Source organism: Spongiactinospora sp. 9N601, assembly GCF_044326295.1.
In the GTDB taxonomy this organism is placed as follows: Bacteria; Actinomycetota; Actinomycetes; order Streptosporangiales; family Streptosporangiaceae; genus Spongiactinospora; species Spongiactinospora gelatinilytica.
The window spans coordinates 272,055-295,404 of sequence record NZ_JBIRBB010000012.1; the positions used below are offsets into that span (position 1 = coordinate 272,055).

The window sequence follows — 23,350 nt, forward strand, 5'->3', positions numbered from 1 at the left end:
CCGTTGCCGCCCAATACCGAGCCAGGCGACACCCGCTCACGGATCATCGAGACGGCGCGGGAGCTGTTCGCCGCGCAGACGTACCGCGCGGCCTCCATGCGCGACATCGCCGAGCGGGTGGGGATCAGCAAGCCCTCGCTCTACCACCACTTCCGGGGCAAGAGCGAGATCCTGGCCGCCCTGGTCGCCGCGCCGATCGAGCAGTTGGCCGCCACGGTGGAGGCCGCCGCGGCCCTGCCGGCCGACCAGGTACGGCAGGGCGTGCTCACCGGCTGCACGGACGTCATGCTCGCCCACCGCGACACCATGGCCCTGCTCCTTCGCGACGCCTCGGTCTACGGCGACGAGACCACCGAGATCATGTCCCGGGTGGTGCGCATCATCGAGCAGGCCGTCGCCCTGCTCGCGGGCCCCGACCCCGACTGGCGCGCCCGCGTCCGCGCCGCCCAGGCGCTCGCCGCCGTAGCCGACCCGATCACGCAGTTCCCCGACATCCCGGCGGGCGCGCTGCGCGCCGAACTGCTCCGCGGCGCCGGGGCCATCCTCGCTACGGACCCGCGCCGATGATGTCGAGCATGGGGCCCAGGGCGGACGACAGCAGCATCCCCATCGCGATGAGCCCGACCGCCGCCACCGCGGACCGTGACACCCCGTCGGCCGCGGCCTCCCCGCCCTGGCTCACCCCGGAGGGCGCGCCGCCGAGCAGTGCGGCGAGCAGCCAGGCCAGGCCGCAGATCGCCATCAGCCCGCCGAGGTAGAGCATCCGGAAGCGCAGCCAGTCGAGCGGCGAGCAGTCGTAGGTGCCGATCCTGATCCAGGCCGGCCAGGACGAGCAGTCGAACAGGCTCTGCAGGATCCACAGCAGCAAGGTGGCGCCGGGCACGGCGATCACGATCCGCGCCGCCAGATAGGCCAGCAGCGCGCCTGCGGTGCCATCGCCCGGCGCGACCAGGATCATCCCCGCGATGATGACGCCCAGCATCGCGCCGCCCACCCACGGCAGATAGTCCGGCACCAGGTATCCAAGCCGCCCCGCCCCGAAAGTGCGGTAGATCCAGGCGTTGCCGAATCCGCCGATGAACGCGAACGCCGGGACATAGACGATCTTCCCCGCGAGCCCCACCACCGACCCGGCCCGCCGCCGCAGCCAGTCGGTCGAACAGATGAGCCCGGCCAGCTCCAGTACGAACCCCAGAAGCTGTAACCAGCTCAGCACCAATTTGTCCACGCCACGACCCGCCTACACCGGACTACGGCCGCCCTGACGTGCCCCCCGGCCGCAGCCCTCCGGCCGCCGGCTGCGCGCAGACCACACTATGCCGGTCCATGCCACCCGGGCCATCGCTTTTACATCAGGTCCCCATCACCTCGGCGCTCCCACAGGGATCACGAACGCTTGCTGTAGTCGGTCAGGTCCTCGACGGACCGGTAGTCGGCCTCGTCCATCCAGTGGCACCAGGGCAGCGATGTGCCCGGCAGCATCAGCCTCCCGCCACCCCGCCACGCCGCGACCTCGACGTGCCCGCAGCGCAACTCCATGACGGCCTCGATCGCAGGCAGCAGATCTGTGTCTCCACTGACCAGCACACCGACATCGAAGGCGTTGTCGATCCCAGCGAGCCGGACGACGTCCACCGCCAGAGCAACATCGATGCCCTTCTCCTGCGCGGGCATGGTCGGCCATCCCCTTGGGTAACGAAGGGGGCGGCGCTTCACCACGACCAGCGGCGACCGGCTCCAGGCGTCGGCCTGGCGGTCGTTCGCGGAGGCCGCGGCGGGCTGCCGATCACGACTCGGGTAGCCACGGTAGACACGGACCTGGGCCAGTCGGCTAAGCCGTCCGCTGGCCGATCGCCTGTCCACGATCAGGTGGGCGAGGCGGACCGGATCGATGTGACCTTGAGAAGGGTGGGTGTTTCTCGGCCAGAACCGGCTGAGCGCTGCGGTGTGCAGGTTCTGATAGTCGATGAACACCACGACACGTGCGGGGGACATCACTCTTAGATATCACATGACTACAGTGTGTGGGGGCAAAAAAAATTCCCCGCCAGGCCCGGAGGACGGCGGGGAGCAATCGCTTTCAGCGTACACCAGGTCACGGTGAGTTGTCACCTGGTCTTGCGTGGGGGGAAGGGGGCGGCGGTGAGCAGGCGGGTCGAGCGGGTGCGGGTGGTGGCGGTGGAGGTGCCGTTGGTACGTCCGTTCGTCACCGCCGTGCGGCGTACCGACCGGCTCCGGGCGGTGCTGGTAGAGGTCACCGACGACGACGGGCGGAGCGGGTGGGGGGAGGCCGCGACGAGCTGGCGGGTCACCGGGGAGAGCCCGCGAAGTGTCGCGGCGGCCGTGCTCGGGCCGATCGCCGGCGCGGTGACCGGCCTCGCCGTCGATGACCCCGGCGCCTGGGGCCGGGCGATAGAGACGAGCGTCGTCGGCAACGCGGCGGCGCGCTCGGCGGTGGACTGCGCGCTGTGGGACCTCGCGGCCCGCGCGGCGGGCCTGCCGCTGGCCGAGTTCATCGGCGGCCGGGCCGCCCCGGTGCGGACCGACATGACGCTGTCCGTCGGCGCGCCGCGCGACCTGCTCGAACGCGCCCGCGAGCACCCCGGCTTCGGCACGCTCAAGGTCAAGGTCGGCGGCGGGGAGCACGACGTCGAGGGCGTCGAGTCGCTGCGCCGCGAGCTGGGCCCGGCGATCGTCCTGCGGGTGGACGCCAACCAGGCGTGGACCGCCGGGCAGGCCGTCGAGGCGATCCGGCGCTGGGAGGATTCGGGCGTCGGTCTCGACTTCGTGGAGCAGCCGGTGCCCGCCGCCGACGTCGAAGGGCTCGCCGCCGTGCGCGCGGCCGTCACGACGCCCGTGCTGGCCGATGAGTCCGTGTGGAACCGCCGTGACCTGCGGCAGGTCATCCGGTACGGCGCGGCCGACGCGATCAACGTGAAACTCGCCAAGTCGGGCGGGATCACCGAGGCCCGCCGGATGATCGTCCTGGCGGCCGAGGCGGGGCTCGGTGTGATGGTCGGCTGCATGATGGAAAGCCACGTGGGCATCGCCGCCTCCGCCGCGCTCGCCGCCACCTTCACCCCCACCGGCGCACAGGACCTGGACGCGGGTCTGTGGCTCACCCGTTCCCCGGTGTCCGGCGGCGTCGAGTACCACGGCGACCTGGTCCGGTCCTCCCCCGCCCCCGGCCTCGGCATCACCGCCCTCGCCCCGGACGCCGCCGCCCGCGAACTCCACCCCTGACCCGGCATCAGCGCGGCGGCAGCAGGCGGTTCTCCCAGGCCCAGGCGACGACTTCGACGCGGTTGCGCATGCCGAGCTTGGACATCACGCTCGCCACGTGCCCCTTGACCGTGCTCAGCGAGATGAACAGCTCGGCGGCGATCTCCTGATTGGTACGCCCCCTGGCCACGGCCCGCACGACCTCCAGTTCGCGGTCCGTCAGATTCGGGGCCGGAGGGCGGGCGGCGGGGGCCGTGGCGACGGCGAGGTGGCGCAGCAGGCGCACGGTGACCGACGGCGAGATCAGCGCGTCGCCGGCGTGCGCCGCCCGCACCGCCTCCACCAGCACTCCCGGTCCCGCGTCCTTCAGCACGAAGCCCACCGCGCCCTCGGTCAGCGCCCCGTGGACGTACTCGTCCAGGTCGAAGGTGGTCACCACGATCACCTTGAGCGGGTCGGCGACCCCCGGCCCGGCGAGAGCCCGGGTGACCGCGATGCCGTCCAGGCGGGGCATCCGGATGTCCACCAGGCAGACGTCCGGGCGCAGCCGGCGGGCCAGTTCGACCGCCTCCGCGCCGTCGGCCGCCTCGGCGACCACGCTGAAGCCGGGCTGGTCCTCCAGGATGACCCGCAGGCTGGCGCGGACCATCGCCTGGTCATCGGCCACCAGCACGCTGACGCTCATCGTGGCCCGCGCAGCGGCAGCGTGGCCACGACCGACCAGCCGCACCCATCGGCGGGCCCCGCGCGGAGGGTGCCGCCGAGGGCTTCCAGGCGTTCCCGCATGCCGATCAGGCCGTGCCCGGCGCGCCGGGCCGCGCGGCCCCGGACCGGCCCGGGCGCGTCGTCGGTGATCTCCACGGTGATCGAGCCGGCGTCCTGCGCCACGCCGACCACGACCGACCGGGCGCCGGGGGCGTGCCGGGCGATGTTGGTGAGCGATTCCTGGACGACCCGGTAGACCGTGCCGGCCACCTCCGGCGGCCATCCGGGGTCGCCGGACGGCAGTCGCGCGGTGACCTCCGCGCCGCGGCCGTCGAAGCGATCGACCAGCTCGGCCAGCTCGGCCAGCTCACCGGGAGAGCCGTGTTCGGCGCTGCCGGGTGCCGCGTCGCGCAGCAGCCCGACCACCCTGCGGGTGGCGGCCAGCGCGCCCGCGCCGACGGCCTCGATGTCCGCCAGGGAGCCTTCGACCTCCTCCGGACGCCTGCGGGCGAGCACCTGGGCCGCCTGCGCCTGCAAGATGATGCCGGTGATGTGGTGGGCGACGACGTCGTGGAGTTCTCTGGCCAGGCGCAGGCGTTCGTCACGGCGTATCCGGTCGGCGGCGGCGCGCCTGCGGCCCGCGAGGTACCGAGGCCACAGCCCGGCCGCGACGGCGGCCACCCAGGCCAGGGCGTTCAAAACCGGCACGGCGCTGTCGGCGAAGGCGGCGAGCGCCCCGGCGGCGACCGCGAGGCCACCGCCCGCGACGGCCACCGCCTGGCCCACGGGCAGCGCCCGCACCGCCGAACCGACCAGCACGGCCAGCGCCAGCGCCATCGCCGGGCCGGGCTCGGCGGGCAGCCCGCCGAGCCGGGCGGCCAGGATCGCGACCACGGCCACCGCCGCTCCGGCCACCGCCGCCCAGCACCGCTCGCGCCGCCGGGCGAGGGCGATCACGCAGACCACCGTGCCCGCCGCGCAGCCGGACACCCAGTGGCCGCCGCCCCAGCTCCCCGCGATCCGGGACGCCTGGAACGCCAGCGCCGCCGCGAACACCGCCCCGAGCCCGATGTCGACCTGGACGGCCCGGTCCCGCACGTTCACGGCGATCAGCGTAGAAGTGAACAGTCGGCGGGCCTACCGGCCGAAAGTACAGAAATGTCCGGGTGACGGCCTGCCCCGGGTACCGGCGTGGCGTGGCGCCGGACCCGGGGCGTGGTCGTATCCAGGTCCGCCCGGGGGACGCCACTCCCTGCGGGCAGGCCGGACACCGACCGGAACAAGCCGGGAAAAGCCGCCTGGCGCACAGCGCTCCCCCGGCGGCACCGCGAATCGCTACCCGCGACTCCGCCGGAGGGCACGGCCGTACGGCCAAGGGGACGTGCAGCTCACGACCCTCTCCTTTCGCACCCTCACCACGTGACAACGGTAATCCCCCGAGTGCCGGCATGCCATCGAATAACCGGGCATCGCCCGGCGGGGCCGGGACGGCGGCCCGCGCTAGCATCGACCGTCGGGGACGACCCGCCACGAAACCCCGCCACGGAGGGCGAACGGGTGTCAGATCTGGAAGAGCGGCCGGACCGGCCACGGGTGGTGACGATCCGGGACGTGGCGGCGGCGTCCGGGGTGTCGATCGGCACGGTCTCCAAAGTGCTGAACGGCCGCGGCAAGCTGCGTGCCGAGACCAGGGCGCGGGTGTCGGCGGTGGCCGACCGGCTCGGGTTCCGGCCCAACCCGCTGGCCCAGGGCCTGCTGGCGGGCCGTACGCACACGATCGGCCTGATCGCCTGCGATGGTTTCAGCCGGTTCAGCGTCCCGGTGATGCTCGGCATCGAAGACCTCCTCGCCTCCGGGGAGATCTCGGTGTTCACCTGCGACACCCGCGACGACCCGATCAGGGAGCGGCACCATGTCGAGCGCCTGCTGGCCCGCCGGGTGGAGGGCATCGTGACGACCGGGCGCCGGGCCGAGACCCGGCACGGGCTGGGCGATCTGCCGGTTCCGGTGGTCCACACGGTCAGCCGGTCGGCCGGTCCCGGCGACTTCTCCGTGGTGCCCGACGACCGCGGGGGCGGCGCGCTGGCCGTACGCCACCTGCTGGCGGCCGGCCGCGGCCGGATCGGGCACATCACCGGCCCCCGGCGGTTCCTCGCGGCCGTGCAGCGGGCGGCGGGCCTGACCGGCGCGCTGGCCGAGGCCGGGCTGCGGCCCGTGGCGGAGCCGCTGTTCGGCGAGTGGAGCGAGGAGTGGGGACGGCAGGCGGCGGGCATCCTGCTGCGCGCCCGTCCCGACGTGGACGCGGTCGTCTGCGGCAGCGACCAGATCGCCCGTGGGGTCGCCGAGGCGATGGGCGAACACGGCAGGAAGGTGCCCGACGACGTGGCGCTGATCGGGTTCGAGAACTGGGAGCCGATGGCGCTCGGCGCGCGCCCGCCGCTGACCAGCGTCGATCTGAACCTGACGGAGATCGGCCGGACGGCCGCCCGGTACCTGCTGGACGCCATCGGCGGCGCGCCTCCGCAGGGCGGCGTGCTCACCGTCCCGGCCACGCTCGTGGTGCGGGAGTCCACTCGCTGACCTGCCGCGTTCACCGGAGGCCCGGATCGGCGTGGGTAGGCTGCCGCTGTGACGGACTACCTCGCCGGGTTCGCGCCGGGGGCGGGCCGGCTCGGGCCGCGCGCCGCGTTCGCCGCCACGCTCGCCCGCATCGACCTCAATGGACCATGGCGGTTCCGCCTGTCCCCCACGGCGGCGGGCACGCCGATCGACGCGGACTTCTCCGACTGGGACGAGATTCCCGTCCCCGGCATGTGGCAGCTCCACGGCCACGGCGATCCCGCCTACACGAACGTGGTCTACCCCTTTCCGCTCGATCCTCCGTTCGTCCCCGACGAGAACCCGACGGGCGACTACCGCAGGGAGTTCGAGGTGCCGGCCGAGCGGGCCGGACGTGGCGGCGTGCTGCGCTTCGAGGGGGTGGACTCCTGTTTCCGGGCCTGGCTCAACGGCCGGGAGCTGGGCTTTTCCATGGGGAGCCGGCTGCCGGTGGAGTTCGACGTGTCGGGCGCGCTGGTGGCGGGGCGGAACGTGCTGGCCGTACGGGTACACCAGTGGTCTCCGGGGAGCTACCTGGAAGACCAGGACATGTGGTGGTTGTCCGGGATATTTCGTGATGTGGCGGTGCTCGCGCCGCCGGCCCTCCGCGACTTCTTCGTCCACGCCGGCTACGACCACCGCACCGGGCAGGGCAGGCTGCGGATCGAGACCTCCGCCCCGGCGACCCTCACCGTCGCCGAACTCGGCCTGACCGACGTCGCCCCCGATGACCTGCGCATCGACGGGGCCGAGCCGTGGTCGGCCGAGGTCCCCCGCCTCTACGACGGCGTACTTCGGTGCGGCGGCGAGCACGTGCCGCTGCGCATCGGTTTCCGGACCGTCGCGATCGAGGACGGCCTGCTCAAGGTGAACGGCGAGCGCGTGCTGTTCCGCGGGGTCAACCGGCACGAGTTCCACCCCCGGACCGGGCGCGCGCTGGACGAGGCCACCATGCTCGCCGACGTCCTGGCCATGAAGCGGCACAACGTCAACGCCGTCCGCACCAGCCATTACCCGCCGCACCCCCGTTTCCTGGACCTGTGCGACGAGTACGGCCTGTGGGTGATCGACGAGTGCGACCTGGAGACCCACGGGTTCGCCCGGGTGGGCTGGCGGGGCAATCCCAGTGCCGACCCGCGCTGGCGCGACGCCCTGCTCGACCGGATGCGCCGCACCGTCGAGCGCGACAAGAACCACCCCAGCGTGATCATGTGGTCGCTCGGCAACGAGTCGGGGACCGGGGAGAACCTGCGGGCGATGGCCGGGTGGACGCGCGAGCGCGACCCTTCGCGGCCGATCCACTACGAGCCCGACCAGGACGGCGCCTACGTCGATGTGTACTCCCGGATGTACGCGCCGGTGGAGGAGGTCGAGCGGATCGGGCGGGGCGACCACCTTCCTGGCCTGCCGTTCGTGTTGTGCGAGTACGCGCACGCGATGGGCAACGGGCCGGGGCTGCTCTCGGAGTATCAGGAGCTGTTCCACACCTACCCGCGCTGTCAGGGCGGCTTCGTGTGGGAGTGGATCGACCACGGGCTCGCGCATCCGGAGTACGGCTTCGGGTACGGCGGCGACTTCGGCGAGGACCCGCACGACGGCCCCTTCGTCATCGACGGGCTGGTCTTCCCCGACCGGACGCCCTCGCCGGGGCTGCTGGAGTTCAAGAAGGTGGTCGAGCCGGTACGGATCACGGTCAACGCCGGTGCGCCGATCGTGATCGAGAACCTGCACGACTTCCGCGACCTCGCCCACCTGGCGTTCGTGTGGACCCTGGAGGAGGAGGGGGTCGTGGTCGCGCGGGGCGCGCTCGACGTGCCCCCGGTCGCGGCGGGCGGCCGGGCCGAGGCGCCCGTTCCGGCGCTGCCCGGTACCGAAGGCGAGACGTGGCTGACCGTCCGCGCGGTGCTGGCGGCCGACGAGCCCTGGGCGCGGGCCGGGCACGAGGTCGCCTGGGGACAGGGCCGGATCGCCCCGGCCAGGCCGGCGGACTCCCGCGCGCCCGCCGCGCCGGGCCCGGGGGTGTTCGGCGACGACGGCCGGCTGCTGCGCATCGGCGGTGTGCCCCTGGTCAGCGGCCCGCGCCTGGACCTTTGGCGGGCCCCGACCGGCAACGACGCCGGCGGCCCCGCCCCCGACGCCGAGGTCTGGCGGCGCGCGGGCCTGCACCGGCTGCGGCACCGCGTGGTCGGCGTGGAGCGCGCGGCCGGCGCGCTGACCGTCCGCACGGTGGCCGCCGCGGCAGGGCACGACCGGGCCATGCGGGCTGCGTACCACTGGCAGGCCCTGACCGGCGATCGGCTGCGGCTCACCGTCACCGCCGAGCCGCGCGGCGAGTGGGATTTCCCGCTGCCGCGGATCGGCCTGCGCCTCGCGCTGCCCGCCGCGTTCGGCGAGGTCGAGTGGTACGGCAGCGGCCCCGGCGAGGCGTACCCCGACAGCTTCCGGGCCGCCCGGATCGGCAGGTACGCGATGACCGTCGAGCAGATGCAGACCCCGTACGTCTTCCCACAGGAGAACGGCCACCGGGCCGGCGTGCGGTGGGCCGTGCTCGCCGCGCCCGGCGCGAGGCTGCGCATCGAAGGCGACCCGGTCTTCGGGCTGACCGTGCGCCGGTGGACCAGCGAGGAACTCGACGCCGCCCGCCACCCCACCGACCTGACGCCGGGCGACGCCGTACACGTCAACCTGGACCTCGCCCAGCACGGCCTGGGCACGGCCGCCTGCGGCCCCGGCGTGTCGCCCCGCGACCGCCTGCGGGCCGGGCCGGTGACCTTCGGCCTGACGTTCTCCGACGCGTCGTTGTAGGCTGCGCCCGTCCCATGGGACGACGGCACCGGAGGCGGGGCATGGGTCGGGAAGCGGGCGAGGCCGGGCGGCACGCGGGGCTGAAGGACGTCGCCAGGCTCGCGGGCGTGTCGGTGAAGACCGTGTCCAACGTGGTCAACGGTTACGTCCACGTCGCACCGGCCACCCGCGCCCGGGTCCAGCGGGCCGTCGCGGAGCTGAACTACCGGCCCAACCCCTCGGCCCGCAGCCTGCGCGGCGGGCGTTCGGGGATCATCGCGCTGGCCGTACCGGACCTGCGCATCCCCTACTTCGCCGAGCTGGCCGGACTCGTGGTGGCCGCCGCCGAGGAGCGCTCGCTGACCGTGCTGATCGACCAGACCGGCGGCGAACGCGAACGCGAACTCCGGGTCGCCTCCGGCCTGCGGACGCACCTGATCGACGGCCTGATCCTCAGCCCGCTCGCGCTCGGCCCCGAGGATCTGGCGGCCCGCTCCGACGACACGCCGATGGTGCTGCTCGGCGAGCGCGTCCGGCCGGGCTCGGCCGACCACGTGGCGGTGGACAACGTGGCGGCGGCCAGGGAGGCGACCGCGCACCTGATCGGGCTCGGCCGCCGCCGGGTGGCCGCGATCGGCGCGCGGCACGACGCGGCGGGCCAGACCGCCCGGCTGCGGCTGCTCGGCCACCGTCAGGCGCTCACCGAGGCGGGGCTGCCCGTCCACGCCGACCTGGTGGCCCCCGTGGACGAATACCTGCGCGCGGACGGGGCGCGGGCGATGGCCCGCCTGCTCGACTCCCCCGAACCTCCCGACGCCGTCTTCTGCGGCAACGACCTGCTCGCCCTGGGCGCACTGCGCACGCTGTACGAACGCGGGGTGGACGTGCCCGGCCGGGTCGCGGTTGCCGGGTTCGACGACATCGAGGACGGCCGGTACGGCACGCCGTCCCTGACCACCGTCGCCCCGGACAAGCGGCGCATCGCCGGCGAAGCGGTCGGACTGCTGGCCGCCCGCCTGGACGGAGCCGCGACCGGTCCGGCGCGCGAAGTCCAGGTCGGCCATCGGCTGGTCCCCCGGGAGAGCACGCTCGGCCGAGCGGCCCGCTGAGGCTCGCCGGATTCGTGCCGGGGGACCTGCTTGCGGCCGGAATACCCTAGGGGGGTAAGGTGTTGAGCGTAACGGACGGACGAAAGGGGGAGTGATGGCCGGTTACACTCCGCGCAAGGATGACCATCTGCGGCGGCTGCGGCGCATCGAGGGGCAGGTGCGCGGCCTGGCCCGCATGGTGGAGGACGACAAATACTGCATCGACGTCCTCACGCAGGTCTCCGCGGCCAACTCCGCGCTTCAGTCCTTCGCGCTCTCCCTGCTGGAGGAGCACCTGGCGCACTGTGTCGCCGACGCCGTCGCCCAGGGCGGCGCCGAGGCCGACGCCAAGGTCAAGGAGGCGTCCGATGCGATCGCCCGCCTTGTTCGTTCCTGACCCGCCCCTGATTCACGCCGCACCGAAAGAGGAGTCATCGAATATGAGCACCGCCACCTACACCGTGATCGGAATGACCTGCGGACACTGCGTCAGCTCGGTGAAGGAGGAGGTCTCCGAGGTCCCGGGAGTGACCGGGGTGGAGGTCGACCTGTCCACCGGGCTGCTGACCGTGCACAGTGACGGCCCGGCGGACGACTCCGCGATCGGCGCGGCCGTGACGGAGGCCGGCTACAGCCTGGCGAGCGCGGCGGAGGCGTCGTGAACGCCGCCGCGAAGCTGGGCGTCTACGCCGCCGGGCTGGTGGTCGTGTTCGGCGGCGCGCTCGGGCTGGGCGGCCTGGCCGGGCCCGGCGCGCCCCCTCCCGCCAAGACGCATACCGATACGCACGCGGGCGAGGACGCGAGCGAGCCGGCCGGCGAACACACGCATGAGCAAGAGGACGAGAGTTCCGGCGATACCCCTGGGGGGCTCCAGGTGTCCGAGAAGGGATTCACCCTGACACCCGTGTCGACCGCCCTGAAAGCGGGCGAGGCAACCGATTTCCGATTCACCGTGACCGGGGCCGACGGCCGCCCGGTGACCGAGTTCGACGTGAACCACGACAAGAAGATGCACTTCATCGTCGTCTCCCGGGATCTGACCGAGTTCCAGCACCTGCACCCGGTACAGAAGGGCGGCGAGTGGTCGATACCGCTGACCCTGCCGAAGGGCGGCTCCTACCGGGCGTTCGCCGACTTCGTGCCCAGCGGCTACCTGGGGATGACCCTCGGCATCGATGTCGGCGCGGCGGGCGACTACGCCCCCGCCCCGCTGCCCGCCGCGAGCCGTACCGCGCAGGTGGACGGCTACACCGTCACCCTGGACGGCGAGCTGACGCCCGGCCTGGCCTCGAAGCTCACGCTGCGGGTCGAGAAGGACGGCAAGCCCGTCACCGACCTGGAGCGCTACCTCGGCGCCTATGGTCACCTGGTGGCACTGCGCGCGGGCGACCTGGCCTACCTGCACGTCCACCCGGAGGAGTCCGGCGCGGCGGGGCCGGAGATCGCCTTCTACGCCGAGGTGCCGAGCACCGGCGACTACCGGCTCTTCCTGGACTTCCAGCACAAGGGCAAGGTGCGCACGGCCGACTTCACCGTGCGGGCGGCTCCCGGCGCAGGGGCCAAGTCGCCCAAGCCAAAGGAATCGGCTGAATCGCCCGGGCACGGGCACTGAGCCGGAAAGGAGAAGATGATGTCCTCTGTCACCGACGGCACGCAGAACGCCGTCGAACTCTCGATCTCCGGCATGACCTGCGCCTCCTGCGCCAACCGGATCGAGCGCAAGCTCAACAAGCTGGACGGCGTGACCGCCACGGTCAACTACGCCACCGAGAAGGCCAAGGTCACCTTCGGCCCGGGCATCGAGCCTGAGGCGCTGGTCGCCGAGGTGGAGAAGGCCGGGTACGGCGCGGCGCTGCCCGCCCCCGAGCCCGCCGCCGGAGAGACCGGCGAGCAGGAGGAGCCGGACACGCTGCGCCCGCTGCGGCAGCGGCTGATCACCGCCGTGGTGCTGGCCGTGCCGGTGATCGCGATGGCGATGATCCCGCCGTTGCAGTTCACCCACTGGCAGTGGCTGTCGCTGACGCTGGCCGCGCCGGTCGTGGTCTACGCGGGGTGGCCGTTCCACCGCGCCGCCTGGACCAACCTGCGGCACGGCGCCGCGACCATGGACACGCTGGTGTCCATGGGCACCATCGCCGCGCTCGGCTGGTCGCTGTGGGCGCTGTTCTTCGGCACGGCGGGCATTCCGGGCATGACCCACCCGTTCTCCTTCGCCATCGAGCGCACCGACGGGTCGGGCAACATCTACCTGGAGGCCGCGGCGGGGGTGACCGCGTTCATCCTGGCCGGGCGCTACTTCGAGGCCCGCGCCAAGCGCCGCGCGGGCGCCGCGCTGCGGGCGCTGCTGGAGCTGGGGGCAAAGGACGTCGCGGTGCTCCGCGACGGCGTCGAGACCCGCATCCCCGCCGACCGGCTCGCGGTGGGCGACCGCTTCGTCGTACGGCCGGGCGAGAAGATCGCCACGGACGGCGTCATCGAGGAGGGCTCCTCCGCCGTGGACGCCTCGATGCTGACCGGCGAGTCGGTCCCCGTCGAGGTGGGTCCGGGCGACGCGGTGACCGGCGCGACCGTCAACGCGGGCGGCCGGCTCGTCGTGCGGGCCACGCGCGTCGGCGCCGACACCAAGCTCGCCCAGATGGCCCGCCTGGTGGAGGAGGCCCAGACCGGCAAGGCCAAGGTCCAGCGGCTGGCCGACCGGATCTCCGGCGTCTTCGTGCCGATCGTGATCGCGCTGGCCGTGGGCACGCTCGGGTTCTGGCTGGGCACCGGGGGCGGCGCGGGGGCGGCGTTCACCGCGGCCGTCGCGGTGCTGATCATCGCCTGCCCGTGCGCCCTGGGCCTGGCCACTCCGACCGCGCTGCTGGTCGGCACCGGCCGGGGCGCGCAGCTCGGCATCCTGATCAAGGGTCCCGAGGCGCTGGAGTCCACCCGGGCGGTCGACACGATCGTGCTGGACAAGACCGGCACCGTCACCGAGGGCCGGATGACACTGGCCGAGGTCCACACCGCCGAGGGCGAGGACCGCGCGGAGGTGCTGCGCCTGGCCGGTGCGCTGGAAGGCGCGTCGGAGCACCCGATCGCCCAGGCCGTGGCCCGCGCGGCGGGCTCCGACGCGACCGTGAGCGACTTCGCCAACATCGAGGGGCTCGGCGTGCAGGGCGTGGTGGACGGCCACGCTGTGCTCGTCGGGCGGCCCCGGCTGCTGGCCGAGTGGTCCCAGCACCTGCCGGCGGAGCTGGAGCGGGCCTTCACGGAGGCCCAGGCGAGCGGTCGTACGGCGGTGGCCGTCGGCTGGGACGGCAAGGCCCGCGCCATCCTCGTGGTGGCCGACGCGGTCAAGCCGACCAGCGCGGAGGCGATCGCCGGGCTGCGCCGCCTCGGGCTCACGCCGGTCCTGCTGACCGGCGACAACGAGGCGGTCGCCAAGACCGTCGCCGCCGAGGTCGGGATCGACGAGGTGATCGCCGAGGTGCTGCCCGCCGACAAGGTGGACGTGGTCAAGCGGCTACAGGCCGAGGGCAAGGTCGTGGCCATGGCGGGTGACGGTGTCAACGACGCCGCCGCGCTGGCCCAGGCCGACCTGGGGATGTCCATGGGCACCGGCACCGACGCCGCGATCGAGGCGTCGGACCTGACGCTGGTCCGCGGTGACCTGCGGGTCGCCCCGGACGCGATCCGGCTGTCCCGGCGCACGCTGCGGACGATCAAGGGAAACCTGTTCTGGGCGTTCGCCTACAACGTGGCCGCCCTGCCGCTGGCCGCGGCCGGTCTGCTGAACCCGATGATCGCCGGAGCCGCGATGGCGTTCTCCTCGGTCTTCGTGGTCGGCAACAGCCTGCGGCTGCGCGGCTTCCGCTGAACCGAACGGCCGCACGGCCGCACGGCCGGAAAAAAATAATCCCGGAAACCATTGCGCTGTCGCGGCGGATGCTCTCTGCATATGGCCGCCGCCCGGATGGTTTACCAGAGCGCCCGCCCCGCCGGTCGAGGAGCCGGCGGGGCGGGCGCTCGCCGGCATTCTTCCGAATCACGCGAGGGCCGGGTGTATTAGAGGTACGGCCGGGCGGAAAACCCTCCAGCAGAGGGAAGGTATAGCATTCACCGCCGGCGGTGGCGCCCCGTGCCACCCGGGCGGGCCGCATGGTTCGGGCCCGCCGAGGCCGCGCGGCACCCGCCGCATCGCCCGCCTCGCCGCCCGCCGATGGACGGCCTCGCCACCAATGGCGGCCCCTTCGGAAATCACCGGCGGACCCACATAGCGCGTGCTCAGCCCGTACGCCCACGAGCGGCGGAGCCGGCCACCCGCATTCCAGGACCGGGTCCGGCCGGTGCGATTCCCAGTGCCGGGAGCCGACCGGCCGCGCCACCCGATCTCCGGTGGCCGGACCACACCGCGAACGACCGGCCGCTCACTGGATTCACCGGCCGCCGGCACTTGTGAAAGCGATTCTCGGCGCGATCTCGGCGCGCCGCCCGCCGGAGCGCTCACCGCCGGCTCATCGGCAAAAAAATTCGGAGAGGGGTCGATAAATCCGATCGGAGGATTTACTCTGGTCCTGTAAATGGCGGCCACGAAAGGCGCTCCACCGAGACGCCTGGGTGGCCATGGCCATTCATGTGCGATCACCCTTGGGAGCCGTCGCGTGATCCCCCGCACGCGGCGGCTCCTGCTTTTTGCGGTGCGGCCGGCCGTACGCGGGCTCCCGCGGGGCCGATGACGCACACCGCCCGCGCCACGCCCGCCGCCCCGGCCCTCTTCACTCCCCCGCGGCACAATGCGCCCCGCCACGGTCACGTTCCGTGCATCGGCCGTGCCCGCGAGCCGAAGGCCGGCACCCGGGCGTGGGCTCAGCTTCCGGCCGATCGCGACTCGCCCCGCCGATCGTGACCACGGTGTTCAAGTGACACCCCAATGGCAGGCCGCCCATAGAGATCGCGGACTATAGCCCGGAAGAAAGTCGCGCTTGGTGACAAGCAGTTCTGGCGACAGTTCCGGCCTGCCGATACGCCTGTTTCATAGGGGATCCCGGCCCTACCGGAACTGTTGGCGGGACAACTGTGAGCAAAAAACGGGCAGCAGATCGTAAGGGTGCTATAGTACCCGCAACATCAGACAGACATCCGTGGAGTTAGTAGTCATGGCTAAGCAGATTAGAGAGATCTTCATCGACGACCTCGACGGTGGCGAGGCTACTAGTACCACAAAGTTCGGGTTGGATGGCGATGAGTACGAGATCGACCTGTCCGAGAAGAACGAGGAGCACCTTCGCAAGGCGCTCGCCCCTTATATCAACGCCGCTCGCCCGGTGCGCCGGGAACGGCCGGGGCGCAGGGTCAGGGCCGGGTCGGGTCTGACCCCCGCAATGACGCGGCAAAGGTCCAAGGAGATCCGGGAATGGGCCAAGCAGCACGGGCTCTCGGTAAGCGAGCGTGGCCGGATCGCCTCCACCATCGTCGAGCAGTACGAAGCCGCGCACTGACCCTTTCCGACCGGTCACCCGGCCCGGCGGGAAGTGCGCACAGGCGGCCTCGGACCAGGCCCGACATGGTGGCGAAGTGCCTGGTCAGCGAGTGTGGCACCGCACGTACCAGGCCCGGCCGGCGGACTTGAGGCCGAAAGGGTTCAGCAGCGCGACGCGACTCCGCAGGAAACCGGTGTCAGCGCGTCCGCATTCGGCGTTGCAGCGAACCTGCGACGCAGATGTGGCGAAGACGCCGGCGAATGGACGAGGCGGTAGCCGGCACGCCCCACCCGGAACGGGGTTCGGTGTCCGCCCGCCCTCGTGATCTGTCTCTTGCAGGGCCCCCGAAACCCTCTCCCTACTCCGGGAGAGGGTTTCTGCGTGTCCGGGCCGGTGGCCGAACAAAGGCTATACCCGCCATATGAGGAGGTATAACGGCTCTTCAATCCCGTCCTGCGTTCTTTGTCGCTTCAAAGCTGTTGTGCGTTAGGCACAATCCGGGTGGGAGGTCATGCGTGCTCGGAGAACAAGTCGCGGGCCGGGAGTCCGGCATTATGGCCGGGCCGTACCGGCGGCCACGCGCCGCTCGACTTCGCCGCCGGGGTTTGTCGGCGATGGCCGCGACGGTGAACACGCTTCCCACGCGGAACACCATCTGCCCGCTGTAGGACCGCTCTTCGCGCAACGGCGGCGCCCGGCACCGAGAAACCGATACCTCATCGGATACAAGATCAGACATTGCCGATGCCCGGTCCCGCGCGCCCTCCGTCACCCCCGGCGGCGATCAGTGGGCGGGATACGTGTATGCATGAGGGCATACGGGGCCATTGTCGGAAAGAGGGGGCGCGTATGGCGGCATATCAGGTCTCCGCTGGCGCGGCCCGTCCTCCCGGACCCGGACACCGTCGTCTCGTTCGGTCACACCCGGCGGCGGCCCCGATCCGCACGCGGCGCGCGCCAGCGGGCGCATGACGCCGGAGGTCCACCGGAACCGGCCGGCAGTCCGCCCCTGCGGTGATCCGGCGAGGCGGGGCCGGTGAGCCGGGAATGGGCGCGCGGGTGGTTCGCGCCGCTGATGGTGGTGGCCGTGTGCGTCCAGGCGGCGACGTTCGCGACCCGGCCGATGGTCAGCTACCGGGCCATCGAGATCGGCGCGGGCAACCTCGGGATCGGGCTGATCACCGCCGGGTTCGCGGTGCTGCCGCTGTTCCTCGCGGTGGCGGTCGGGCGCTGGGTGGACGCCTCGGGCGAGCGCGCGGCGGCGGTGCTCGGCGCGGTACTGATCGCGGGCAGCGCGGCGACGCTCACCGTGGCCCGCTCGCTGTGGGCGCTGGTGCTGCTGAACGCGCTGTTCGGGCTCGGTCACCTGTGCTCGCTGGTGGCCCAGCAGGCGATCATCGCCAACCGGGTCTCGGTACACGGGCATGACCGCGCGTACGGGCTGTTCACGGTGTTCACCTCGCTCGGGCAGCTCATCGGCCCGCCCGCGGCGGCGCTGGTGGCGAGCGGCGGCACGGGCGACGGCACCACCCGCGCGCTCATGGTCGGCGCGGCCTTCGGCGTGGCCGCGGGAGTGGGCACGCTGCGCGTCGGCTCGGGGAACGCTCCACGCCGCCCGGACACGGACGGGCGGGCGCCCCTGCTGGGCACCCTGCATCGCCCGGGCATGTGGCAGGCCATGGTGACCAGCATGGCCACCGTGTCCACCGTCGATCTGGTGGTCGCCTACCTGCCCGCCTGGGGCCAGGAGCAGGGCATCGGCGTGGTGGCTGTGGGCTGGCTGCTGGCACTGCGCGCCTGCGCCACCCTCACCAGCCGGCTGGCCATGGAACGGCTGATCATCCGGTACGGCCGGCGGCCGGTCCTGGTGGCGAGCACGGTGACCGCCGCCGTCACCCTGGCCGCCTTCCCGTTCTGCGGGCTGGCGGCCTCGGTGCCCGTGGTCGCGGCGATGGGCTTCGCGCTCGGCATCGGCCAGCCGCTCACCCTGTCCTGGGTGGCCGGCCGCGCCCGCCCCGGCGAACGCGGCACCGCCCTGGCCCTGCGCCTCACCGGCAACCGCCTGGGCCAGGTGATCGTCCCAGGGGCGGCCGGGGCCATCGCCGGGGTCACCAGCGTGCTCGGCGTGTTCGGGCTCAGCGCGGCCATGCTCACCGTCACCGCCGCCCTGGCCGCCCGAGCCCCCATGGGCACCGAGGACTGACCTCGCTACCCGATCGTGAGGTCGGCCAGACGCCGGACGTCCTCGGTGATCCGGGGGTCGGTGGGCGGGGCGATCGGGGCCAGCAGATGGGCGAGCAGGTCGGCGGGCAGGCCCTGCTCGCGGGAGGCGCGGATGATGTTGGCGATGGCGATCCGCTGCATGGCCACGGACGAGTCCGCGAGATCGCCGGCCTCGGCTGACCCGGACAGTGCGGGCATCACCGCGTTCAGCCACGGGACGAGCCGCTGTTCGACGAACCGCACCGGGTCGCCGCCCACGGTGGCGACCAGGGCGGCGGCGTGCCGGGCCCCGGCGAACATCCCGTACATCCCGCCGAGCAGGGCGAGGTCGTACAGGGCGGCGAGCCCCGGGTCGGCCCCCAGGTGATCGCCTTCCGCGAGCACGTCGAGCACCGCCCGGTACCGGTCGAACACCTCGCGCGGCCCGCTGTAGAGGATCAGCGCCCCCGGCTCGCCGATCATCGGCGGCACCGCCATGATCCCGCCGTCCAGGTAGTCGCCCCCGTGACCGGCCACCCACTCCGCCATCCGGCGGGCCTCGTCCGGAGTGCCGTTGGTCAGGTTGACCAGCGCCCGCCCCGCCAGCGCGTCCGTTGCCGGGTCCAGGATCTCGCGCAGCACCGGCTGGTCGAGCACGCAGGCGATCACCACGGGCGCGGCCCCGACCGCCTCGGCGACCGTGGCGGCGGGTACCGCGCCCCTGGCCACCAGGTCGGCGGCCTTGTCCGCCGAGCGGTTCCACACCGTGGTCGGGTGGCCCGCGGCGAGCGTCGCCTCCGCCAGCGCCCGTCCCATCGCGCCGAGCCCGAGCACGGTGACCGCGGTCTTCGTCATGTCCATGTCCCCCGTTCGTCAGATCCGGGGTTCAGCCTGGTGGACACGCTGCCGGAGCTGCAAGTACCTACTTTCAGGTGGGGTACTCACCTATTGGTCACCTGGCCGGCGGCCAGGGCCGTGCGATGCGTGCGGGGCTCCAAGGGGACGGGGACGTCTGCCCGGCCCTACCCCGGCCCACGACGATCATCACACCGGGTGTTCAGATGGTTACTCAGAGCCCCAGGTTTCGCGGGGCCGATCCGGGCTAGGAGCATGTCCGACGCGCCACGCGCGCAAGGCCGGCGGCACCCCAGACCCGGCACGCAGGAACGAGACTATTGTTGGCGGACATGTCGCATACACGGCTCTACCGCGACGGCGTGCTCCAGGCGGAGGGATTTCCCGTCGCCGACGTGTCCGACCACATCGCCGACCCCGCCGCCACAGTGTGGTTCGACCTCTGCGCGCCCAAGCCGGAAGAGCTCACGGTGATCAGTGAGGAACTGGGTCTGCACGAGCTGGCCGTGGAGGACGTACTGTCCGAGCACCAGCGCCCCAAGATCGACACCTACCAGACCCACCTCTTCCTCACCGTCTACCATGCGCGCCCGCGGCAGGGCCCGCTGAAGATGACCGAGATATCGATCTTCGTCACCAAGAACGCGCTGGTCACCGTACGGGAGAACGACGACTTCGACATCGGCGAGGTGATCGAGCGGTGGGACCAGGCCAAGGAGCGGGCCGCCCATGGGGTCGCGTTCCTGTTACACGGCCTGCTCGACCGCATCGTGGACGATCACTTCACCCTGGTGGAACACCTCGACGACGAGGTCGAGACGCTTGAGGACCAGCTCTTCTCCGAGAAGCCCACGGCGGACCGGCACGAACTGCAACGCCGCATATTCGAGCTGCGCAAGAACCTGGTCACCCTGCGCCGGGTGATCCAGCCGATGCGCGAGGTGGTCAGCGGTGTGATCCGCTGCGACCTGCGCATCGTCCGCCCTGAGATGGCCCCCTACTACCAGGACGTCTACGACCACGTGCTGCGGGTGACCGAATGGACGGAGTCGCTGCGCGAGCTGGTGGGCAACATCAGGGAGACCCACCTGACGCTCCAGGGCTACCGGCTCAACGACATCATGAAACGGGTCACGAGCTGGGCCGCGATCATCGCGGTGCCCACCATGATCACGGGTTTCTACGGCCAGAACGTCCCCTATCCGGGGTCGGAGCAGCCCTGGGGGTTCTGGGTCTCGACGATCGCGGTGATCAGCACCTGCATCCTGCTCTACCAGGTGTTCAAACGCCGCGACTGGCTCTAGGGACAGGGACGATCAGGCGGTATTTTGTGGGCCTGTGCCCCTCCACCAGGTCAGCCCCGTCTTCGCCGGACGTGAGAACGAGCTCGCCGTACTGCTCGGCGCGCTCGGCCAGGCCCGCGAGGGCGAGCCGCGCGTCGTCCTGATCGGCGGCGAGGCCGGGGTCGGCAAGACCCGGCTGACCAGCGAGTTCGCCGCCCGCGCCGAGCAGGCGGGGGCGCTGGTGCTGTCCGGCGGCTGCGTCGAGCTGAGTACCTCCGGCCTGCCGTACGCGCCGTTCACCGCCGCGCTGCGCGGCCTGGTCCGCGACCTCGGGCCCGAGGGGACCACGGCGCTGCTGCCGCACGACTCGGCGGGCGACCTGTCCCGGCTGCTGCCCGAACTGGGCACGCCCCCCGCCGAGACCGACAGGGACATCGCGCGGATGCGGTTGTTCGAGCACGTCCTCGCGCTGCTCGGCAGGCTGGCCGCCGACCGGCCGGCCGTCCTGATCGTGGAGGACGCGCACTGGGCCGACCATTCCACCCGCGACCTGCTGAGCTTCCTGACCCGCAACCTGCACGGCGTGGGCGTCCTGCTCGCGGTCACCTACCGCGCCGACGACCTGCACCGCCGCCACCCGCTGCGCCCGCTGCTGGCCGAACTGTCCAGAGTCGGCATCGTCACCCGGCTGGAACTCCCCCGGCTGACCCGAGCCGAGGTCGCCGCCCAGCTCGGCGGCCTGCTCGGGCACGCGGCCGATCCCGCGCTGGCCGAGCTGGTCCACGCCCGCAGCGAGGGGATCCCGCTGTTCGTGGAGGCCGCGCTGGGCCCGGACGGCACGCCCGCGGACGACCTGCCGGAATCGCTGCGCGATCTGCTGCTCTCCGGTGTCCAGCGGCTCCCCGAGGAGACCCAGCGGGTGCTGCGGGTGGCCACGGTCGCGGGCGACCGCGCGGGCCACGCCCTGCTGGCCGCCGTCACCGGGCTGGACGACACGGCGCTGTCGGACCGCATGCGCCCGGCGGTGACCGGCAACGTCCTGCTCACCGACGAGGAGGGCTACGCCTTCCGGCACGCCCTGATCCGCGAGGCCGTACGCGGCGAGCTGCTGCCCGGCGAGCGCACCGCGCTGCACCGCCGCTACGCCGAGGCGCTGGCCGCGAATCCGGCGCTGGGCACGGGCGGCCGGCCGAGCGCCGAGCTGGCCGCGCACTGGGCGGCGGCGCACGACAACGAACGCGCGCTGCTCGCCGCCTGGGACGCCGCCGCCGAGTGCGCCGCCGCCCTGTCCTACGCCGAGGGCCTGCAGATGCTGGAACTGGTCCTCGAACTGTGGGAACGCGTGCCCGGCGCGGCAACGCGCATCGGCGCGGACCACACCGCCGTGCTCGAACGTGCCGCCGAGACCGCCTACGCGTGCGGCGAGACCGACCGGGGGCTGCGCCTGGCCTCGGCGGCGATCGACGCCCTGGACGGCGACGCCGAGCCCGAGCGCAAAGCCCTCGTCCATCTGGAACGCGCGCGTTTGCGATCCCTCGGCGGCGGGCCGGGCGCGCTCACGGACCTGCGCGCCGCCGAACGCCTCGTGCCGGGGGCGGGGCCGGTGCGGGCCTCGGTACTGGCCCTGCTCGGCGGGGAGCTGACCGAGATCGGCGAGACCGAGACCGGGCACGCGATGATCGAGGAGGCGGTCGCGCTCGCCGCCCGGCTCGGCGACGCCGCGGCCTCCGCCGACGCCCTCACCACCAGCGCGTTCGTCGCGGCGGTCAAGGGCGATCTGGCCTCGGCGAGCGACGCTCTGGAGGGTTCGCGGAGCATGGCCGAGCAGGGCGGCTCGGCCCGCAGGCTGCTGCGCGCCTTCGTCAACCTCTCCGCGCAGCTCATCCTGCGGTGCCGGTACGCCGAGGCGATCGCGACCGCGCGGGAGGGCATCGCCCTGGCGCACCGCCTCGGGCAGATCCGCGCCGGGGGCGGCTACATCGCGGGCAACCTGATCGAGGCGCAGTTCGCCCTCGGGCGCTGGGACGACCTGGCCGCCTCCTACGAGAAGGCGATGCGGCTGGAACCCAACCCGCCGCTGCGCGGGCAGATGCTCGTCTTCCGTGCCATGGTGGCCCTGGCCAGGGGCGAAACGCCGCTGCTGAACGCCCTGACCGAACAACTCGGCCGGTTCGCCGCCCGGCTCGGCCGGTTCGGTTCAGGGGCGTACGCGTGCCTGCTCATCGACCACCGAACCGCCGAGGGCGACTTCCCGGGCGCTATCGCCACGGCCCAGGACGCCCTCGACCGCTTCGGCCCAACCGGCAACCCCTGGTACCTGTGGCCGATCCTGCACTCCGCGATGCGAGCCTGCGCGGCAGCAGACCGCGGCCTGGATCAGCCGGCGGCGGGACGTGGCCGAGATCCCCGCCAGGATCCGCCGGCCGCGGCGGCGGACGGTACACGAGATCCCGTGGCGGCGGGCCATGGCCGGGATCCGCGCCGGGAACAGACGTCCGTGGCGGCGTTGCGGGGGGCGTTGGTGGAGGTCGCCAGGGATGTGCCTGCGGGGGCGCCGTTCTGGGCGGTTCGCAAGGTGGCGTTCGCCGCGGAGGCGGCCGGGGTGGGCGATCTTCCCGCCTGGGAGGCGGCGGTGGCCGCGTGGGAGGCGGCGGGTGAGCCGTACCCGCTGGCCGAGGCGCTGGCCCGCGCCGCGGAGGCGTGTGCCGCCGCCTCGGACCGGGACGGCGCGGCGGTACGGCTGGCCCGCGCCGCCGAGATCGCCGAGTCGCTGCGCGCCCGCCCGCTGGCCGCCGAGATCGACCGGCTGGCCCGGCGGATCGGCGTCGCGGCCCGGCCGGGCGGCGACGCGCACGGCCTCACCCCGCGTGAGCTGGAGGTGCTGCGCCTGATCGCGGCCGGCCGGAGCAACCGCGAACTCGCCGGCGAGCTGTTCATCTCGGTCAAGACGGCCGGCGTGCACGTCTCCAACATTCTCGGCAAGCTCGGCGTCGCCTCGCGCGGCGAGGCCGCCGCGCTGGCGCACCGGTTGCGGCTGTTCGACTGAGGCGGCCGAGGCATTTCATGCAAACCCTGTAGGAAATGTTGACTTATGGGTAGGTCCGTCCTAGCGTGAACGCCATGAGTCAAGGTGTTCGCTTGACCCGTCGCA

18 protein-coding genes are annotated in these 23,350 nt (G+C 72.8%); 13 read left to right on the forward strand and 5 right to left on the reverse strand.

The window, feature by feature from the left end; all coding sequences use genetic code 11:
- Positions 1-3 precede the first annotated feature (3 nt).
- Positions 4-567 (forward strand): TetR/AcrR family transcriptional regulator, encoded by a 564-nt coding sequence (locus ACH34R_RS28400; RefSeq protein WP_397564582.1) that lies wholly within the window; start codon positions 4-6, stop codon positions 565-567.
- On the opposite strand, the gene ACH34R_RS28405 is transcribed toward ACH34R_RS28400, so the two are convergent.
- Together ACH34R_RS28405 and ACH34R_RS28410 are read right to left on the reverse strand one after the other, a co-directional pair.
- Positions 548-1,228, reverse strand: a complete 681-nt coding sequence (locus tag ACH34R_RS28405) for a hypothetical protein (RefSeq protein ID WP_397564583.1) — start codon at positions 1,226-1,228, stop codon at positions 548-550. The genes ACH34R_RS28400 and ACH34R_RS28405 overlap by 20 nt on opposite strands.
- A 158-nt stretch (positions 1,229-1,386) precedes the next feature.
- On the reverse strand, positions 1,387-1,995 hold the full coding sequence (locus ACH34R_RS28410) for an NYN domain-containing protein (RefSeq protein WP_397564584.1): 609 nt from the start codon (positions 1,993-1,995) through the stop codon (positions 1,387-1,389).
- Positions 1,996-2,142: 147 nt separating this feature from the next.
- Between ACH34R_RS28410 and ACH34R_RS28415 the strand changes: the two genes are divergently transcribed.
- The gene (locus ACH34R_RS28415; protein ID WP_397564585.1) at positions 2,143-3,243 is read left to right on the forward strand and encodes a mandelate racemase/muconate lactonizing enzyme family protein; all 1,101 of its coding nucleotides are present in this window, start codon (positions 2,143-2,145) and stop codon (positions 3,241-3,243) included.
- Between the two features lie 7 nt (positions 3,244-3,250).
- Here ACH34R_RS28415 and ACH34R_RS28420 read toward each other — a convergent pair whose 3' ends face one another.
- Complete coding sequence (locus tag ACH34R_RS28420) at positions 3,251-3,907, reverse strand: response regulator (RefSeq protein ID WP_397564586.1); 657 nt, start codon at positions 3,905-3,907, stop codon at positions 3,251-3,253.
- Positions 3,904-5,031, reverse strand: coding sequence for a sensor histidine kinase (locus tag ACH34R_RS28425; RefSeq protein ID WP_397564587.1), 1,128 nt, complete (start codon positions 5,029-5,031; stop codon positions 3,904-3,906). The genes ACH34R_RS28420 and ACH34R_RS28425 overlap by 4 nt, the downstream gene beginning before the upstream one ends.
- A 453-nt stretch (positions 5,032-5,484) precedes the next feature.
- Here ACH34R_RS28425 and ACH34R_RS28430 point away from each other — a divergent pair, with 453 nt between their 5' ends.
- The 9 genes from ACH34R_RS28430 to ACH34R_RS28470 all read left to right on the forward strand — a co-directional run bounded on the left by ACH34R_RS28430 (position 5,485) and on the right by ACH34R_RS28470 (position 18,062).
- A complete protein-coding gene (locus ACH34R_RS28430) occupies positions 5,485-6,507 on the forward strand; it encodes a LacI family DNA-binding transcriptional regulator (protein WP_397564588.1) in 1,023 nt (340 codons plus the stop codon).
- Positions 6,508-6,555: 48 nt separating this feature from the next.
- Positions 6,556-9,330 carry a glycoside hydrolase family 2 TIM barrel-domain containing protein gene (locus tag ACH34R_RS28435; protein ID WP_397564589.1) on the forward strand — a complete coding sequence of 925 codons (2,775 nt, stop codon included), beginning with the start codon at positions 6,556-6,558 and terminating at the stop codon, positions 9,328-9,330.
- Between the two features lie 41 nt (positions 9,331-9,371).
- Entirely contained in the window at positions 9,372-10,418 is a 1,047-nt protein-coding gene (locus tag ACH34R_RS28440) for a LacI family DNA-binding transcriptional regulator (RefSeq protein ID WP_397564590.1), read from the forward strand.
- 94 nt (positions 10,419-10,512) lie between these two features.
- Positions 10,513-10,794: a metal-sensitive transcriptional regulator gene (locus ACH34R_RS28445; protein ID WP_397564591.1), complete on the forward strand. Its 282-nt coding sequence runs from the start codon at positions 10,513-10,515 to the stop codon at positions 10,792-10,794.
- Between the two features lie 43 nt (positions 10,795-10,837).
- Positions 10,838-11,059: a heavy-metal-associated domain-containing protein gene (locus tag ACH34R_RS28450; RefSeq protein ID WP_397564592.1), complete on the forward strand. Its 222-nt coding sequence runs from the start codon at positions 10,838-10,840 to the stop codon at positions 11,057-11,059.
- Positions 11,056-12,009: a hypothetical protein gene (locus ACH34R_RS28455; RefSeq protein WP_397564593.1), complete on the forward strand. Its 954-nt coding sequence runs from the start codon at positions 11,056-11,058 to the stop codon at positions 12,007-12,009. The genes ACH34R_RS28450 and ACH34R_RS28455 overlap by 4 nt, the downstream gene beginning before the upstream one ends.
- Positions 12,010-12,027: 18 nt before the next feature.
- Positions 12,028-14,256 (forward strand): heavy metal translocating P-type ATPase, encoded by a 2,229-nt coding sequence (locus ACH34R_RS28460; protein ID WP_397564594.1) that lies wholly within the window; start codon positions 12,028-12,030, stop codon positions 14,254-14,256.
- A gap of 1,279 nt (positions 14,257-15,535) precedes the next feature.
- Positions 15,536-15,877: an Lsr2 family protein gene (locus ACH34R_RS28465; protein WP_111167193.1), complete on the forward strand. Its 342-nt coding sequence runs from the start codon at positions 15,536-15,538 to the stop codon at positions 15,875-15,877.
- Positions 15,878-16,895: 1,018 nt separating this feature from the next.
- The gene (locus ACH34R_RS28470) at positions 16,896-18,062 is read left to right on the forward strand and encodes an MFS transporter (protein ID WP_397564595.1); all 1,167 of its coding nucleotides are present in this window, start codon (positions 16,896-16,898) and stop codon (positions 18,060-18,062) included.
- A gap of 5 nt (positions 18,063-18,067) precedes the next feature.
- Here the strand turns inward: ACH34R_RS28470 and ACH34R_RS28475 are convergent, their stop codons facing one another.
- A complete protein-coding gene (locus ACH34R_RS28475) occupies positions 18,068-18,916 on the reverse strand; it encodes an NAD(P)-dependent oxidoreductase (RefSeq protein WP_397564596.1) in 849 nt (282 codons plus the stop codon).
- A gap of 332 nt (positions 18,917-19,248) precedes the next feature.
- On the opposite strand from ACH34R_RS28475, the gene ACH34R_RS28480 reads away from it, so the two are divergent.
- Positions 19,249-20,220: a magnesium transporter CorA family protein gene (locus ACH34R_RS28480; RefSeq protein WP_397564597.1), complete on the forward strand. Its 972-nt coding sequence runs from the start codon at positions 19,249-19,251 to the stop codon at positions 20,218-20,220.
- A gap of 34 nt (positions 20,221-20,254) precedes the next feature.
- Positions 20,255-23,245, forward strand: coding sequence for an AAA family ATPase (locus ACH34R_RS28485; RefSeq protein WP_397564598.1), 2,991 nt, complete (start codon positions 20,255-20,257; stop codon positions 23,243-23,245).
- The last annotated feature ends 105 nt before the right edge of the window (positions 23,246-23,350 follow it).